11 protein-coding genes and 1 pseudogene are annotated in these 17,067 nt (G+C 71.2%); 6 read left to right on the top strand and 6 right to left on the bottom strand.

What is annotated here, in order from left to right; genetic code table 11:
- The 3 genes from CM1CMNOD_RS09855 to uvrC all read right to left on the bottom strand — a co-directional run.
- On the bottom strand, positions 1 to 996 hold a 996-nt coding region (locus CM1CMNOD_RS09855; RefSeq protein ID WP_131773960.1), incomplete at its 3' end, for a gluconeogenesis factor YvcK family protein.
- Positions 993 to 1,865, bottom strand: coding sequence for an RNase adapter RapZ (gene rapZ / locus CM1CMNOD_RS09850; RefSeq protein WP_013873512.1), 873 nt, complete (start codon positions 1,863 to 1,865; stop codon positions 993 to 995). The genes CM1CMNOD_RS09855 and rapZ, both read right to left, overlap by 4 nt.
- A complete protein-coding gene (gene uvrC, locus CM1CMNOD_RS09845; RefSeq protein WP_013873511.1) occupies positions 1,862 to 4,180 on the bottom strand; it encodes an excinuclease ABC subunit UvrC in 2,319 nt (772 codons plus the stop codon). Before uvrC ends, rapZ begins: the two co-directional genes overlap by 4 nt.
- A 592-nt stretch (positions 4,181 to 4,772) precedes the next feature.
- Here uvrC and CM1CMNOD_RS09840 point away from each other — a divergent pair.
- Complete coding sequence (locus CM1CMNOD_RS09840) at positions 4,773 to 5,186, top strand: SsgA family sporulation/cell division regulator (protein ID WP_013873510.1); 414 nt, start codon at positions 4,773 to 4,775, stop codon at positions 5,184 to 5,186.
- 79 nt (positions 5,187 to 5,265) lie between these two features.
- On the opposite strand, the gene uvrA is transcribed toward CM1CMNOD_RS09840, so the two are convergent.
- Positions 5,266 to 8,253: an excinuclease ABC subunit UvrA gene (gene uvrA, locus CM1CMNOD_RS09835; protein WP_013873509.1), complete on the bottom strand. Its 2,988-nt coding sequence runs from the start codon at positions 8,251 to 8,253 to the stop codon at positions 5,266 to 5,268.
- A gap of 225 nt (positions 8,254 to 8,478) precedes the next feature.
- Here uvrA and CM1CMNOD_RS09830 point away from each other — a divergent pair, with 225 nt between their 5' ends.
- The 3 genes from CM1CMNOD_RS09830 (at position 8,479) to hemC (ending at position 12,236) form a co-directional block, all read left to right on the top strand.
- Positions 8,479 to 9,156, top strand: coding sequence for an MBL fold metallo-hydrolase (locus tag CM1CMNOD_RS09830; protein ID WP_013873508.1), 678 nt, complete (start codon positions 8,479 to 8,481; stop codon positions 9,154 to 9,156).
- Between the two features lie 37 nt (positions 9,157 to 9,193).
- Complete coding sequence (gene nhaA, locus CM1CMNOD_RS09825; protein ID WP_013873507.1) at positions 9,194 to 11,077, top strand: Na+/H+ antiporter NhaA; 1,884 nt, start codon at positions 9,194 to 9,196, stop codon at positions 11,075 to 11,077.
- Between the two features lie 223 nt (positions 11,078 to 11,300).
- A complete protein-coding gene (gene hemC / locus CM1CMNOD_RS09820) occupies positions 11,301 to 12,236 on the top strand; it encodes a hydroxymethylbilane synthase (protein ID WP_043603433.1) in 936 nt (311 codons plus the stop codon).
- A 45-nt stretch (positions 12,237 to 12,281) separates the two neighbouring features.
- Here hemC and CM1CMNOD_RS09815 read toward each other — a convergent pair whose 3' ends face one another.
- Positions 12,282 to 13,229 carry a hypothetical protein gene (locus CM1CMNOD_RS09815; RefSeq protein ID WP_043603430.1) on the bottom strand — a complete coding sequence of 316 codons (948 nt, stop codon included), beginning with the start codon at positions 13,227 to 13,229 and terminating at the stop codon, positions 12,282 to 12,284.
- Positions 13,230 to 13,647: 418 nt separating this feature from the next.
- Here CM1CMNOD_RS09815 and CM1CMNOD_RS09810 point away from each other — a divergent pair, with 418 nt between their 5' ends.
- Entirely contained in the window at positions 13,648 to 14,307 is a 660-nt protein-coding gene (locus CM1CMNOD_RS09810) for a TetR/AcrR family transcriptional regulator (protein ID WP_013873504.1), read from the top strand.
- Between the two features lie 72 nt (positions 14,308 to 14,379).
- On the opposite strand, the gene CM1CMNOD_RS09805 is transcribed toward CM1CMNOD_RS09810, so the two are convergent.
- Complete coding sequence (locus CM1CMNOD_RS09805; protein WP_013873503.1) at positions 14,380 to 15,141, bottom strand: phosphate signaling complex PhoU family protein; 762 nt, start codon at positions 15,139 to 15,141, stop codon at positions 14,380 to 14,382.
- Positions 15,142 to 15,710: 569 nt separating this feature from the next.
- On the opposite strand from CM1CMNOD_RS09805, the pseudogene CM1CMNOD_RS09800 reads away from it, so the two are divergent.
- A pseudogene (locus tag CM1CMNOD_RS09800) lies at positions 15,711 to 17,067 on the top strand (hypothetical protein); the annotation flags it as partial.

Raw genomic sequence — 17,067 nt, 5'->3', positions numbered from 1 at the left:
CGGCCGCCCCGGCCGCCCCGGCCGGCTGCCCGGCGTCAGCCCGAACACCGTCTCGAACGCGGTGGCCAGCCGTCGGGGGTCGTGCCGCGGTTCGCCGGGATGAGCGACGGGCACCAGGTGCAGCCGCGCCCCCAGCTCGGCCGAGGCGCGGGCGAGCGCGACCGGGTCGGGCACCGCGTCGGGATCGGCGATCACCACGTCGAGGGCCAGCTCCGGCGCGTGTGTCCCGATGACCCGCAGGTGCTCCTCCGGTGGGTAGCCCTCGGTCTCACCCGGCTGCGGCACCAGGTTGAGCACCATGACCCGGCGGGCCGGCGAGCCGAGCAGCCGGTCGGTGATCTCGGGCACCAGCAGGTGGGGCAGCACGCTGGTGTAGAGCGACCCCGGGCCGAACACGATCCACTCGGCGGTGTCGATCGCGGTGAGCACCTGCGGGCAGGCTGCGGGCTTGGCCGGCTGCAGACACAGGCTCACCACCCGCCCGGCCGTGGTGGCCACCGCCGCCTGGCCGCGGACCTCCACCGTGGCGTGCGGGTCGGCCGGATCGAGGCCGGCGACCCGGGCGACGATGTCGATGCCGTCGTCGGACAGCGGCAGTACCCGGCCGGCCACCCCCAGCAGCCTGCCGGCCAGGTCGAGCGCGTCCACCGGGGAGCCGTGCCGCTCGGCGAGCGCGGTGAGCACCAGGTTGCCGACGGCGTGCCCGGCCAGCGGCCCGTCCCCGCCGAACCGGTGCTGGAACAGCTCCGCCCAGGTGGACGACCAGGTGTCCGGGCCGGCCAGGGCGGCCAGCGCCATCCGCAGGTCGCCCATGGGCAGCGCGCCGAACTCGGCCCGCAGCCGACCCGACGAACCCCCGTCGTCACCCACAGTCACAACCGCGGTGAGGTGGTGGGTGATGCGCCGCAGCGCCCGCAGGGACGCGGCCAGCCCGTGCCCCCCGCCAAAGGCCACCACCGCGGGGCCGGGCAGCGGCGCCTGATCGATGACGGTCACTCGCGCCCCAGGTCACGGTGCACCACCCGGACGCCGACGCCGTCCCCGGCGAGCCGCCCGGCGAGCTGTTCGGCCACTGCCACACTGCGGTGCTTGCCGCCGGTACAGCCCACCGCGAGCGTCAGATACCGCTTGCCCTCACGCACATATCCCTCCCCCACCAGCCGCAGCAGCGCCGCGTACTGTTCGACGAACTCCTCCGCCCCGGGTTGCTCGAGGACGTAGTCACGCACCTGCGGGTCACGGCCGGTGTACGGCCGCAGTTCCGCCACCCAGTGCGGGTTCGGCAGGAACCGGCAGTCGGCCACCAGGTCGGCGTCGAGCGGAAGACCGTACTTGTAGCCGAAGGAGACCACCGTCGCGGCCAGCCTGGTCCCCGACGGCTGGCCGAACGCTGCGTCGATCTTCGTGCGCAGCTCGTGGACGTTGAGGTCGGTGGTGTCCAGCACCAGGTCGGACTCGCCGCGCAGCTGTGCCAGTAACGTGCGCTCGCGGCTGATGCCGTCGACCACCCGGCCGTCGCCCTGCAGCGGATGCGGCCGGCGGACATGGTCGAACCGGCGCACCAGCGTCTCGTCCGCGGCCTCCAGGAACAGCACCCGCGGGTGCATGCCGCGGGCGGAGTGCGCGTCCAGGGTCGCGCGCAGGTCGGAGAAGAACGCCCGGCCTCGGACGTCCACGACCACCGCGATGCGGTTGACCGCACCCTGGGAACGCAGCCCGAGCTCGGTCATGGTGGCCAGCAGCGCCGGCGGCAGGTTGTCCACGACGAACCAGCCGAGATCCTCCAGACACTTGGCCGCGGTGCTGCGGCCGGCTCCGGACAGCCCGGTGATGATGGCGAGCTCGAGTGGCGCGGCGGAGGTCATGTGGGAACACCCCGTGTCTGTGTGGCGTCGGGACCGGGGTCAGGGGCGGTGGCGCGGGCGGTCGTGGATGGCGCGGGGGTGCCTGCCTGGGTCACGGATGGCGGGGCATCCGCACTGTCCAGGATCTCTCCGGTGTACGGGTCGACCGCGCCCGGGGTGGCGTCCGCGCCGCCGGGGCTGGTGGGAGCGAGCGCGTCCACGATCGCCCGGGCCGTGTGCCGGCCGATGCCCGGCACCTCGGCGATCTGCTCGACGGTGGCCTGCCGGATCCGCGCGAGCGAGCCGAAGGCGCGCAGCAGCGCCTTGCGGCGGGTCTCCCCGAGGCCGGGAATGTCGTCGAGGGCCGAACGGACCATGCTCTTCGAGCGTTTCTGCCGGTGGTAGGTGATCGCGAACCGGTGCGCCTCGTCCCGGATCCGCTGCAGCAGGTACAGCGCCTCGCTGGTGCGGGGAAGGATCACCGGATCCTCCTCGTCCGGCAGCCAGACCTCCTCCAGGCGCTTGGCCAGCCCGCACAGGGCGACCCCGCCAGGGCCGCTGTCGATGCCGAGCGCGTCGAGGGCCCGGCGCGCCGCGGCGACCTGCGGTGGGCCACCGTCGACGACGACGAGGTTCGGGGGGTAGGCGAAGCGCCGCGGCCGGCCGGTGGTGGGGTCCAGCGCGGCGCTGGCAGCCCCTGGCGCCGTGCCGGGGGACCCTGCCCCGGCTGCCGGCCTGGCCGGCGTGGCCGCCTCGGGGGAGCCCGGCGGCGCCGGTGCGCCCGACGGGTCCGACGGGTCCGGGGCGTCGGCGCCGCCGACGGGATCCGCGAGGTCCGGCAGGCCCGCGAACTCCCCGGTCCGGGCCTTCTCGGCGAGGTACCGGCTGAACCGCCTGGTGATCGTCTCGTGCATGCTCGCGACGTCGTCCTGCCCGTCGACCCCGCGGATGGCGAACCGCCGGTACTCCGACTTGCGCGGCAGCCCGTCCTCGAAGACGACCATGCTGGCGACGACCTCGGTGCCCTGCAGGTTGGAGATGTCGAACGACTCGATCCGCAGCGGCGGGTCGGCGAGGCCCAGGGCGTCGGAAAGCTCCGACAGCGCCCGGCTGCGGGCGGAGATGTCGCTGGCCCGCCGCATGCGGTGCAGGGCGAACGCCTGCCTGGCGTTGTGCTCGACGGTCTCCATCAGGGTGCGCTTGTCCCCGCGCCGGGGGACCCGCAGGTCGACCCGGCCGCCGCGGGCGATGCCGAGCAGGTCCGCGACCACCTCCGTGTCCGGTGGCAGCTGCGGGACGAGCACCTCCCGCGGGATCTCGTTCGTCACCCCGGTGCCCACCCGGCCCGCGCCCGCGGACGGCGCGCTGGCCCCGGCGCTGGCAGGAGAGGCGCCCGTGCTGTCGGAGAGGTACTCCTGGGTGAGGAACTGCTCGACCAGCTCCCCCGTCGTCAGGTCCTCGATCTTGTCCACGACCCAGCCGCGCTGGCCCCGGACCCGCCCGTCGCGGACGTAGAAGATCTGCACGGCGGCTTCGAGCTCGTCCTGGGCGAACGCGACGACGTCGGCGTCGGTGCCGTCGGGCAGGACGACCGCCTGTTTCTCCATCGCCCGGCGCAGCGCGCCGATGTCGTCGCGCAGCCGGGCCGCCTGTTCGTAGCGCTGCTCGGCCGCGGCCTCGCCCATCTCGCGCTCGAGCCGGCGGATGTAGCGGCCGGTCTGACCCGACATGAAGTCGCAGAAATCCTCGACGATGCGGCGGTGCTCGGCGGCGTCGACCCGGCCGACGCACGGCGCCGAGCAGCGGTCGATGTAGCCGAGCAGGCAGGGACGGCCGATGCGGGCGGCCTGTTTGAACACCCCCGTGCTGCACGTGCGCGCCGGAAAGACGCGCAGGAGCAGGTCGAGCGTCTCCCTGATGGCCCACGCGTGGGCGTAGGGGCCGAAGTAGCGGACGCCGGGGCGCTTGGCGCCGCGCATCACCTGCAGGCGCGGGAACTGCTCGTACAGGGTGACGGCGAGGCTCGGGTAGCTCTTGTCGTCCCGGTATCGGACGTTGAAGCGGGGATCGAACTCCTTGATCCACGTGTACTCGAGCTGAAGGGCCTCGACCTCGGTCGATACGACGGTCCAGTCGACCGAACTCGCGGTCGTCACCATGTGCTGGGTGCGGGGGTGCAGGTTGTGGATGTCGGTGAAGTAGTTCGACAACCGGGCGCGCAGGTTCTTCGCCTTGCCCACGTAGACCACACGGCCGTGCTCGTCGAAGAACCGGTACACCCCCGGGGTCTCCGGAACCGATCCCGGCGCGGGACGGTAGGACGCCGGATCAGCCATGAACCGAGCCTACGGCGAGCCGGATCGGCACAGAACAACACCTCCACGTAACCATTTCACCACGCTGAGCACTTAACCGTGCGGGGTGGCCGTGACCTGGGGCGCGAGCGCGCCCGGCGGTGAACGCGGGCAGGCATATCTCACAGCTCGCGGACACCCGCTCACCGCGCCCGGCGGGAAGCGGTGCAAGGGTCCATGCTCGAAGACCATGAGCGGTGTGCGAAGCATGATCCGTCGGACGCTCGGTGGCGGATGGGTGTGGTGGGCCGGACGTGGGCGCGCTTCCGGCCGGCCGGGGGAAGCCTGGTTGGTGAGGCACGGCCAGCAGGGCGAAGCGCGGCCGGCGGAACAGGGCCGATATGATCGACGGAGCCGGCCGGCCCTGTACGGCCGGCGGAGTCGACAGACGCCTTCCCCACGACATCGAGATGACGACCTCCCCGGCCAGGGTCCCGCAGTGTCGGTGCCGGCCTTGTCCCGGCTGGTCCCGAACAGGTCCCGCCACGCTTTCCGGGTGGCGTCTTGCCTGACTGGCTGTCACCCTCGATACCGCGGTGCACAGCGTCGCAAGACGACGAAGGAGGCACGACGGATGCAGGTGGAGGACGTGACCACCGAATTGGTCGTCGATGACGCACCTTCCCGCGGGCGGCTGACCGTGCTGCAGGTGAACTGGCGACGGGCCGACCCGCTCGCGGTGACGTTGGAGCTCATCTCCCGACCTGATCACCCCGCGCTGCCCCGCGGGACGTGGGTGGTACTGCGTGACGCGCTGCGGGCCGGGCTGGACGTGCCCACCGGCACCGGCGACGTGCGGATCACCCCCGAACCCGAGCGTGGCTGTATTCGTCTCGATCTGACCGCTGGTGAGCTGCACTCCGCCGTCCGACTGAGCATGGACGCTGCCCGGGCGTTCCTCGACGCGACCGAACGGGTCGTTCCCCGCGGGCAGGAACGCGCCGCCGAGGAGTTGGACGCCGTCCTCGCGAACCTGCTGGAGAACTGATCCCCCGTCCCCCGACGGAGCCCTCCCCGTCAGCCGCCCGTGACCTCGCGGGCGGCTGACGGCGAACCCGCCGCGGGGGCTATCCCGCCACGGCATCCGCGGCGGGGCGCAGTGGGGTGCGTGGCGACCGCTGACCTGAGACGGCCCCCCGCGCGGCCGGGGTTTTCGCCGAGGATGCCGTGGCCGGAGGCAGCGCCATGGCGTTGCCCTGGGCCGTGTCCAGGCGCTGCCCGAAGATCTCCCGCAGGAAGAGGCCGGTGTGGCTCTCCTCGATCGCCGCGACCGTCTCGGGCGGCCCCTCGGCGACCACCCGGCCGCCGCCGGTGCCGCCCTCCGGCCCCATGTCGATGATCCAGTCGGCGGTCTTGATGACGTCCAGGTTGTGCTCGATGACGATCACCGTGTTGCCGGCGTCGACCAGCCGGCCGAGGACCCCGAGCAGCTTGCGGATGTCCTCGAAGTGCAGCCCGGTGGTGGGCTCGTCCAGGACGTAGACGGTGCGTCCGGTGGAGCGCCGCTGGAGCTCGGCGGCGAGCTTGACCCGCTGCGCCTCGCCACCGGACAGCGTCGGCGCCGGTTGCCCGAGGCGGACGTAGCCCAGCCCCACGTCGTCGAGGGTGCGCAGGTGCCGGGCGATCGCGGGAACGGCGGCGAAGAACTCCGCGGCCTCCTCGATCGGCATGTCGAGGACCTCGGCGATGCTGCGGTTCTTGTAATGGACCTCCAACGTCTCCCGGTTGTACCGGGCGCCCTGGCAGACCTCGCACGGCACGTACACGTCCGGCAGGAAGTTCATTTCGATCTTGATCGTGCCGTCGCCGGCGCAGGCCTCGCACCGGCCGCCCTTGACGTTGAACGAGAAGCGCCCGGGCAGATAGCCGCGGACCTTGGCCTCGGTGGTCTCGGCGAACAGCCGCCGGATGTGGTCGAAGACGCCGGTGTAGGTGGCCGGGTTCGAGCGCGGGGTGCGCCCGATCGGTGACTGGTCGACCCGGACGGCCTTGTCGAGATGCTCGACACCGGTGACGGTGCGGTGCCGGCCCGGCACCTCCCGGGCGCCGTTGAGCCTGTTCGCGAGCACCGTGGCGAGGATGTCGTTGACCAGGGTCGACTTGCCCGAACCGGAGACGCCGGTGACCGCGACGAAGCAGCCGAGCGGGAATGACACCGTCACCTCGCGCAGGTTGTGCTCCCGGGCGGCGTGGACGGTCAGCGCGCGGCCCCTGGTCGGCTGCCGCCGGATGTCGGGCACCGGGATCTCACGGCGGCCGGACAGGTACGCCCCGGTCAGCGAGGCCTCCGCGGACAGCAGCGCGTCCACCGAGCCGGAGACGACGACCTTCCCGCCGTGCTCCCCGGCTCCGGGGCCGATGTCGACGACCCAGTCGGCGGCCCGGATCGTGTCCTCGTCGTGCTCGACGACGATCAGGGTGTTACCGAGGTCCCGCAGCCGTACCAGGGTCTGGATGAGACGGCGGTTGTCCCGCTGGTGCAGCCCGATCGAGGGCTCGTCGAGCACGTAGAGGACGCCGACCAGCCCGGAGCCGATCTGGGTGGCGAGCCGGATCCGCTGCGCCTCACCGCCGGCCAGGGTGCCGGCGGCCCGGTCCAGCGAGAGGTAGTCGAGGCCGACGTCGAGCAGGAACGCCAGCCGCGCGTCGATCTCCTTGAGCACCCGGCCGGCGATCGTGCGCTCTCGCGCGGTGAGCTCGAGGGTGCGCAGGAACCCGGCGCACTCCCCGATGGCCATGCCGGCGATCTCGGCGATCGACCGGCCACTCAGCGTCACCGCCAGCGACTCGGGTTTGAGCCGGGCGCCGCGGCAGGCCGAGCAGGCGACGTCGCGCATGTAGCCCTCGTAGCGCTCCCGGCTGCTGTCCGACTCGGCCTCGCGGTGGCGGCGCTGAAGGAAGGAGACGACGCCCTCGAAGGCCGTGTAGTACTGGCGGGAGCGGCCGTAGCGGTTGGTGTAGGAGACCTGGACCTCGGTCTCGCCCCGCCCGTACAGCACCGCCTTGCGGGCCCGTTCCGGCAGCCCCTCCCAGGGGATGTCCATCCGGAAGCCGAGGTCGGCGGCGAGGGCCTCGAGGAGCCGGGTGAAGTACTCCTTGTTGTGGCCGGCCGACCAGGGGGCGACCGCGCCGGCCGCCAGCGACAGCGACGGGTCGGGGACGACCAGGTCGGGGTCGACCTCCTTGCGGGTGCCCAGGCCCGAGCAGTGCGCGCAGGCGCCGTACGGGGAGTTGAAGGAGAACGACCGCGGCTCGAGCTCCTCGAACGACAGGTCGTCGTACAGGCAGGCCAGGTGCTCGGAGTACATCCGCTCGCGGTCGGGGTCGGCGGGGTCCCGGTCGACGAAGTCGACCAGTGCCAGACCGCCGCCGAGGCCGAGCGCGGTCTCGACGGAGTCCGTCAGGCGCTGTTTGGCGGACGCCTTCACCGCCAGCCGGTCGACCACCACCTCGATGGTGTGCTTGCGCTGCTTCTCCAGCTTCGGCACGTCGGTGAGCGCGTGGACGCCGCCGTCGACGCGCACCCGGGCGAAGCCCTTGGCCTGCAGCTCCGCGAACAGGTCGACGTACTCGCCCTTGCGTCCCCGCACGACCGGGGCCAGCACCTGGAACCGGGTACCCGCGGGCAGCTCGAGCAGGCGGTCGACGATCTGCTGCGGGGTCTGCCGGGAGATCGGCCGGCCGCATGTCGGGCAGTGCGGCCGGCCCGCCCGCGCGAACAGCAGCCGCAGATAGTCGTACACCTCAGTGATCGTCCCCACGGTGGAACGGGGGTTGCGCGAGGTCGACTTCTGGTCGATGGAGACCGCCGGTGACAGGCCCTCGATGAAGTCGACGTCAGGCTTGTCCATCTGGCCGAGGAACTGGCGGGCGTAGGCCGACAGCGACTCGACGTACCGTCGCTGCCCCTCGGCGAAGATCGTGTCGAACGCGAGGCTGGACTTGCCCGAACCCGACAGACCGGTGAAGACGATCAGTGAGTCCCGCGGCAGGTCGAGGTCGACGTCACGCAGGTTGTGCTCTCGCGCGCCGCGCACGACGAGACGGTCTGCCATCGTGGGAATCCTTCGCGCTCTGCTCTGGGGACGGGACCAGGCTCGGGGCCAGGCCAAGCGTGGGGCCTGGGACCAGGGACCGGCCGTGCCACGGCCGGACGTGGCATCCGCCGCGCCTGCCATGCTACGGACCGGCTCCGACAGTTCCGGAGCGGAGGATGCCGGAGCGGAGGATGCCGGAGCGGAGGATGCTGAACCCGCACAACCGACAGCCGACGAGGGATGATGGGACACGAGATCAACGGCGACGGCTACACCGGCGCGGTACGTGTCGGTGGGCCGGCGGACGTCCGGACGCTGCCCGAACTGACCATTTCCAAGGTCGCGGTCGGCCCGATGGACAACAACGCCTACCTGCTGCGATGTGCCACGACGGGCGAACAACTCCTGATCGACGCCGCGAACGAGCCCGACACGCTGCTGGCCCTCGTCGATGACGGCGGCCTTGCGACCGTGGTGACCAGCCATCGCCACGGCGACCACGTGCAGGCGCTGTCCGCGGTGGTCGCGGCCACCGGCGCGCGCACGGTGGCGCATCCCGACGACGCCGGCGCCATCCCGGTGGCGACCACGACCCTGGTGCGCGACGGCGACGAGGTGACCGTCGGCGAGGTCACCCTGCGGGTCATCCACCTGGTCGGACACACCGCCGGCTCCATCGCGCTGCTCTACGGCGCCGGTTCCGCGGCACCGCATCTTTTCGCCGGTGACTGCCTTTTTCCCGGTGGTCCGGGCGCCACGTTCGGGGATCCCGTCGCGTTCAGATCCCTCATGGACGATCTGGAGAGCAAGGTCTTCGGCCCGCTGCCCGACGCCACCTGGATCTACCCGGGCCACGGCCACGACACCACCCTCGGCGCGGAACGCCCCCACCTCGCCGAATGGCGTGCCCGCGGCTGGTGACCGGCCACCCCGCCTTCGGCGAACGAGAATCGGTGGTGTGGCGGAACCGGACCGGAGGGCAGGCCAGGCGCTCGCGGGCAGGACCCCGTGGCCGGGCGGCCGGTCGCCGCTGCGGGAGTTCCTGCGCACCGAGACCGGCGGTGCCGCGGTTCTGCTGGCGGCGACGCTCGCCGCCCTGATCTGGGTGAACGTCGCCGCCGCGTCGTACGAGACGGTCTGGGGAACCGAACTGTCGATCGAGATCGGCCACCGGGGCGTCGCGCAGAACCTGCGGGAATGGGTCACCAACGGGCTGATGGCGCTTTTCTTCTTCGTCGTCGGGCTGGAGACCCGGCGCGAGTTCGACATAGGCGAGCTGCGAGAACGCCGCCGCCTCGCCCTGCCCGTCGTGGCCTGTCTGGCGGGGATGGCCGTACCCGTCCTGATCTACCTGGCGGTCAACGCGGGGGAACCGTCCGCGCGTGGCTGGGGGATCACGATGTCCACCGACACCGCCTTCGCGCTGGGTGTACTCGCCGTCGTCGGGCCACGCTTCCCCGAGCGGCTGCGGACGTTCCTCCTGACACTCACCGTCGTCGACGACTTCGTCGCACTCGTCGTCATCGCCGTCTTCTACAGCGAGGACGTCGTCTGGAGCGCGCTCGCCACCGGGCTCGGCATCTTCGCGGTGATACTCGCGGCGCGGGTGGCGGGCATGCGCTCCGGTCTGGGATACGCCGCGCTGGGGTTCGCGTCCTGGGTCGCGCTGTTGCGCTCCGGGATCGACCCGATCGTCGTCGGGCTCGCGATGGGCCTGCTGACCTACGCCCACCCGGCGGAGCGCGGCGACCTGGAGCGCGCCACCGACCTGTTCCGGTCGTTCCGCGAGCAGCCGACACCGGAACTCGCCCGCAGGGCCCGGGTCGGCGTCTGGTACGCGATCTCGCCGAACGACCGCCTCCAGCAGATCATCCACCCGTGGACGAGTTACCTCGTCGTCCCGCTGTTCGCACTGGCGAACGCCGGGGTCGAGATCAGCGGCGACGTCCTCGGCCGCGCGCTGCGCTCACCCGTGACGCTCGGCATCATCGCCGGCTACCTGCTCGGCAAACCGGTGGGCATCGTCGGCTCGGTGTGGCTGGTCAGGGCGGTCACCCACGGCCGGGTACGCCTGCCCGTCGGCTGGGACGCGATCACCGGTGCCGGGGCGCTCGCCGGGATCGGCTTCACCGTGCCGCTGCTGATCGCGACGGTGGCGTTCACCGGCGAGCGCCTTGCGGAGGCGAAGATCGGTATTCTGGCGGCGGCGCTCGCCGCGTCCGTGCTCTCCTGGATCGTCTTCCAGGTGGCGGGCATGTTGCCGGCGCGGATGCGGGCCCGCGCCGAACGCGGCGTATCCGAGATCATTATCGACCTCGCCGAGCCCGTCGACCCGGAGCGCGACCGGATCCGGGGGCCGCTCGACGCCCCGGTGACCCTCGTCGAATACGGCGACTTCGAGTGTCCCTACTGTGGCCGGGCCGAGGCCGTCGTCCGCGAACTGCTCGCGGATTTCGGCGATCTGCGCTATGTCTGGCGGCACCTGCCGCTGACGAAGGTGCACCCCCATGCCGAGTACGCGGCCATCGCGGTCGAGGCCGCGGCCGAGCAGGGCGCGTTCTGGGAGATGCACGACCTGCTCTTCGATCGCCAGTCGGCCCTCACGGTCAGGGATCTGCTGCGGTACGCGGGCGAGCTGGGGCTCGACCTCGAGCGGTTCCGGGCCGACCTGCGCGCCAGGGCCGGTGCCGACCGGGTCGAGCGCGACATCGCCTCCGCCGACGTCAGCGACGTCTCGGGAACGCCGACGTTCTTCATCAACGGCCGGCGCCACCACGGCGCCTACGACGCCGCGACCCTCACCCTGGCCATAACAGCCGCCCGCCAGACGGTCAGGCAATGACGGACGGTGACGGAAAGCCCGGAGCGGCCGTAACCACGGCCGGCCCGGCCACTGTCGCCTCGGACACAGACGCGGGCCCTCCGCCGTGCCGTTGCGGCAGAGTATCCGACCGGGAGCAGAGCATCCTCCGGGCGTGGCCCGTGGACGGGCCGCGGGCCGGTGGGTGCGACACTCAGGTGGGCTCGGGGCGCCTGTGGCGGCCCGGAGAACTAGCCTGGTGGCCATGTCCGCATCCCGGCTGATCCGCATTGGTACCCGTTCCTCCCCGATGGCTCTTGCCCAGGCCGAGCGGGTCCGCGCGGAGCTGACAGCCCTCAACCCCGATCTCACCGCCGAGATCGTGCCCATCACCACCAGTGGGGACAGGTGGACCGGTCCGCTGTCCACGCTCGGTGGCAAGGGTGCCTTCACCAAGGAGGTCGACGAGGCACTGCTCGCCGGCCGTGCCGATCTCGCCGTGCACTGTATGAAGGACGTCCCCGGCGACCGCCCGGTCCCGGCCGGCACCGTCTTCGCCGCCTACCTGCCCCGGGACGACATCCGCGACGCCCTGATCCACCCCGGCGGCCGCACGCTCGACCAGCTGCCCGCCGGCACCCGGGTCGGTACCTCCGCCGTGCGCCGGATCGCCCAGCTCGCCCAGTCCCACCCGCATCTGGAGACCGTGCCGATCCGCGGCAACGCCAACACCCGGCTGGCCAGGCTGGACGACGGCGCGGCCGACGCGCTGCTGCTGGCCGTCTCCGGCCTGGAGCGCATCGGCCAGGCGGGCCGGATCACCGAGATCCTCTCGGCGGAGACGATGTGCCCGCCGATCGGCGCCGGCGTGCTCGGCCTGCAGTGCCGCGAGGACGACACCGACACCGCCCAGCTCGTCGCCGGCATGGACGACATCGACGCCCGGCGGCAGGTCACCGCCGAGCGCATGCTCCTGCACGTCCTGCAGGGCCACTGCAACTCGCCGATCGCCGGGCACGCCCACACCGAGCCCGACGGGCGGCTGTCCCTGCGGGCGAAGGTGTTCAGCCCCGACGGCAAGACCGTCCTGGACGCCCACGAGTGGGGCCCCGGCACGGACCCGACCACGCTGGGGGCGTCGGTCGCGGTGGCGCTGCTCCGCCAGGGCGCCCAGGACCTCCTGAACGCCATCCCGCACTGAACGGATCCTTCCCCGATCCGTTCGGTGCGGTCGCGGGCTCGGCGGTCAGGCGTTGAGTTCGCCTCGTTGCCATGCCCGCACCCGGCTGATCGTCTCGATCGTCCGGGTTCCGGCCGCGTGTGGGCGGACCGCGCCGATCCAGCGGTCGGCCTTCACCGACAACGCCCCGGTACGGCGGTGCAGCGAGATGGTGACGGCCTCCTCGACGAGTTCGGCCGATCGTTCCAGGTCGAGCCGCCCACCGCTGAGGACGAGCGAGGTGGCCAGCGTGAAGCGGGCACCCGACGACCAGCCGGGCATGTCGATCGCGTCGAAGACGGGCACACACCACCGGTAGAGATTTTCAGCGCGGCGGACCCGGCCGACGAGCGCGTTCGCGGTCAACGCCCGCTCCTTGGCGTCCGCCGGATGGTAGCTGGTGAAGAACAGCCCGGGCATGCCCTGTTCGGCGACGGGCAGCGCGCTGGCCGCCGCCAGGGCGCTGTCGGTCTGCTGTTCTATGACGTCCGGGTGCGCTCCGGCCAGCGCGTGGGCCTGTACCTGCCGGGCCAGCAGCGCGGCGGCGACAGGGCCCTCGGGGCAGCGCCGTAACCCGTCCGCGAGCAGCTGCAGGGCCTCAGCAGGCCGGCCCGCTTCCATCGCGATCGCCGCCTGCTTCCGCCGAGCCGAACCGATCATGACCCGGTCGCGGGACGCTACCGCCATCCGGTAGGCGCTGTCGGCGATGCGTTGCGCCGTGTGCAGGTCGCCGGCCATGGCGGCCAGGTCCGAGCGGGTGATGGCGATCCTCGCGGCAAGCCCGTCGAACACCATTGCCTGCGTCCGGCTCGGGTTGCGACCGGCGCGCAGCGCCGCGGCCCTGGACTCGATGGCCCGGGCGATCTCGCTGGACTCCGCCGGTGGGCGCATGTTCACCTCGACCAGGAGTACGCCGAGCTCCTGGTCGAGTTCGTGCACCCCCGACTCGAAGTCGTCGCTGAACGGCGGGATCACAGGATCTTCGGCAGGAACGGCTGGCCCCCCGTGCGGGAGCCTGGAGTCGTCCGCGCGGACGTCCCTCTCCCGTGCGTCTTCAGCGTCTGGCTGCGGCACCGGCTTGTCCAAGAGTCATTGCTCCTTGTGCCTGACAGTGATGTCGTGTACGCGATAGTGATCGAACAAGTTTCCCATGAGTGAACTATTGGGCGCCAAAACAATCATCCGATCTTGCGAATATCACCGTTTGGTCAACGGCAGACCGGTTGATGAAGATCAAATTGTCAAGACATGTCGTCAACAACGTTGACTACGGTGTAGTCTTCCGAAAGGATCTCGATGGGACGCCGACGTGACCGATCCCGACCGGCCCTGGCCGATCCCGGCGGAAGGCACCGCGACGATGGAGACCGCAGGGAGACCGTATGGAGACCGTATGGAGACCGCGCAGCCCCGCCACACCCGCACCCCTCGCGGCACGCTGTCCCGGCAGCTCCTCCTCGACACCGCGATGGAGATCGTCGACATCGGCGGGGTCGGCGGCTTCAGCATGCGGGCCCTGGGCGCACGCCTGAACATCGACCCGACCGCCGTCTACCGGCACTTCCGGACCAAGAACGAGCTGCTCGAGGCCCTCGCCGACCGGGTCGTGCGCGGCGACGAGCCCCTCCCCCACACCGGCGATCCCCGGGCCGACCTCAGGGAGACCTTCGCGCAACTGCGCGGGTCGCTGCTGCGGCATCCGACGCTCGCGCCCATCGTGCTGCGCCGCCCACCCGGCGGGGAGGCCAGCTGGGAACGGACCAACCACGCGATCGGCCTGCTACGGCAGGCGGGCCTGCCCGACCGGCAGGCCTCCGACGCCTACACGACCCTGCTCTTCTACACGCTCGGGCACGCCCTGACCGAAGCCCGGCACACCGCGGCGACCATCGCCAGGAAAGGACCGGACGCCACCGTGACACCGATCACCGCGATCGGTTCGTCCGCGTCCCGCTATCCGCATCTCGCCGCGGTAGCCGACCATCTCGCCGCGGACATGCGGGAGCAGTTCCACGACGGCCTCACCCTTATCCTGTCCGCCCTGGCCATCTGACCGAAGCCCCTGCCAGGCGGAATCCTCACCGAGGCAGCGATACCCGCCACCATCAGGACCTTCCCTTGTCGGTCACCTCTCCGGTCGGCCTCCTGGCAGGAGGTGCGCGGGCGTCCGGCCGGCCGGATCATCGGCGATGTCCAGACCGTCCGGCCGGTCATGATCGTCCAGGCTGTCCGACACCGACGGGACCCAGCGCAGGCGGACAAGTTGACGGGCGGCGGTGACGGCCTGGTCGGCGTACCGCTCGTAGTAACGGGACAGCAGAGCGAGGTCCACCGCCTGTTGGATGCCGTGGGGCCAGCCGGGGTCGGTGAGGGCGGCCATCAGCTGCCGGTGAATGCGGTCGATGGGATCGTCGCCCACAGTGACCCGCCAGGCGGCGGCTGCCGGGTCGTCGGCGCAGATCGCGGTGGCCAGACTGCTCGCCTGCTCGGCGCACAGCCGGCCGAGCTGGCTGAGGGTGGGGCGCAGCCCGACCGGGACCACCACGGTGGGTGCCCGCAGATCGGCGGTGGCGGCGACGTGGTCGGCGAGCTCGGCCATCCGCTGCACCGCCGCGGCGGTGCGCAGCCCGGCCACGACCAGGTGCAGATCCCCCGCGACCGGATTCTGCCGGGCCAGCAGCAGCACCAGGTCCTCGTCGAGGTCCTGGCAGCAGTCCCGCAGGCAGGCCACAGCGGCGTGCACGCCAGCGGTGTCGGCCTGCCCGGTCACCGCGCTGGTCGCGTCGAGGAGGATCTTGCTGGTCTGCTCGGCGAGGTCACCCAGCATGAGCCGCAGACGCCGCAACGCCTCCGTGTACTCCAATCGGCGTGGTTCGGGAACGTCCATGCCCCCCATCGTCCACCGTGTGCCCGCACACATACAGCCGCACACACACAGTTGCCGTGGCGCCTGCCCTCCGCGACCTGCGCCCTCCGGAGGAGTCACCCGCTCAGCCACGAAGAGCCATCAGCTCGAGAGAGGGGACAGCCGAGCCAAAAAAACAAAATCAGAACACTGATCGAACAACTATCGGCCGCTTGAAACCGTGGCACGCGGCAGAACACACCGGAAGCACCCGTCCGGCCACCGGACGACAGCCGACCGGCCAAAGCCCGCGCGACCGCTTTTCCGTTTTTCCGTGCCATCGACCTCCACTGAATCGACAAACCGATCCACTGGGACGGGCCTGGACCGGCACCAGCGCGCTGCGTGGCATAGTGCTGACTTATGGGGACGATACGGGGGAGACTCCGCGAGCGGTACTCCGGCGGCGGAGGGACGGCACCGGACAGCGGCGTCGCGACGGGACACCCGGCGTCGGCCAACCAGGGAATTCGGCCGCCCAGGGCAGCCGGGCACACTGTTTGACGGGGAGCAGCCATGACGAACAATGACCCTGGCCGGAGCCTGCTGCCATGATTCCATTTTTCGACGGTGTGGGCGCCGTTCTCACCCTGTTCCACTCCCTCGCCATCGATCTCAGACGACGCCGGTCGGCACCGCTGATATGCCTGGTCGCCGACCCGGACAGCGGCTCCTGGCTCGCCGAGATACACAACCGGATACAGGAGTCATCGCCACCCTCGCTGCTGCCGCACGCCTATCTCGACCTGGCGCCCGATGACAGCCGGCATCCGGACTCCCCGCCCCTTCCCGGGGGTGACGACCCACCGGTACTGCCGGTACTGCACGCGCTCTTCGAGCAGCTACGCACGGCACCGTCCGGCTTCGGATACCATTTCCGTACGTACGCGTTCACGGATTGGTTGACCCGACAGACACTGAGCGCCCCTGCTGGAAAAGCCCAGGAGAAAGAGCTCACCCGACGCCTGCGAGATGAGCTCAGGGGCACCGGCAACAATACCCATCTGCTTTTGGAAAGCACGCCAGGCTGGTTTCGGCCCCTGCTGGCCGTACTGATTGTTTTCGGACCGCCACTGCGCTTTGTGCTCTGGCTGTCCGGCCGTGTCCCCGTCCCGGGTCTGGTGCGCACCCGCTGGTTCATGAAGCAGCAGCTGTTTCCAGCGGTAGGCAGGCAGAAATTCGTCCCGTTCGCCGTCAGCCTCACCGCGAACGCGTTCCGCGCCCCTGCACGGCAGACTCAACGCGAACGGCTGCTGATCGGTGCCTTTCTCCACGACCTGCGGCTGGCCTACCGGCGCCGACTCTGGCGGCCATGGGCGTGGCGGCGCACCGCCCGGGTCCTGGCCCTCATCGACAACATCGCCGGTGACCCGCGGGGCGAACAGTTCCTGAACCTGCTCACCGCCGTCCGTGATCACAGTACGCCGCCGCGCGGGCGCGTGACGCGGTTCCTGAATCTGATCCCGGTCATCCGCAGCAGCGGCAGGAAGGACGACCCCCTGCTGCTGGTCGCCGGCTACCAGGTCAACGCCATCCCGCAGCCGCTCCCTCGCCATCCCCTGACCGCTGCCAACGCGGCAGACGCGTGTGACGCTTGGAACGCGCCTCAACGCCCCACCGGTGCGGGCTGGCGGCTGTGGCTACGGATACCCACCTTCGTGGCGCCCCCGCCCGGCGTGACCGCCAAATCGGACGCTCGAGGATGGGGACAGCCTCTGTTCGCCCCGTCGCCCCCGGTATGGGCGCGCCGATGGGTACTGCGTTCGCTCGCGGTCGTGCTCGTGCCCGTGTTCCTGGCGTCCGTGGCGACAGGGATTCTTCGGCATGGAACCCATTTTTTCGATCCTGACGGCTGCTGGTCGCGAGCGGGTGTCTCGGTGTCCTGGGTCGACGGCCAGTGCATCGGCT

Origin of the sequence: Protofrankia symbiont of Coriaria myrtifolia, from assembly GCF_900634755.1 — a bacterium.
GTDB lineage: Bacteria > Actinomycetota > Actinomycetes > Frankiales > Frankiaceae > Protofrankia > Protofrankia coriariae.
The sequence above is the reverse complement of the archived record's forward strand: the minus strand, read 5'-3'. Positions and strand labels throughout refer to the sequence as shown.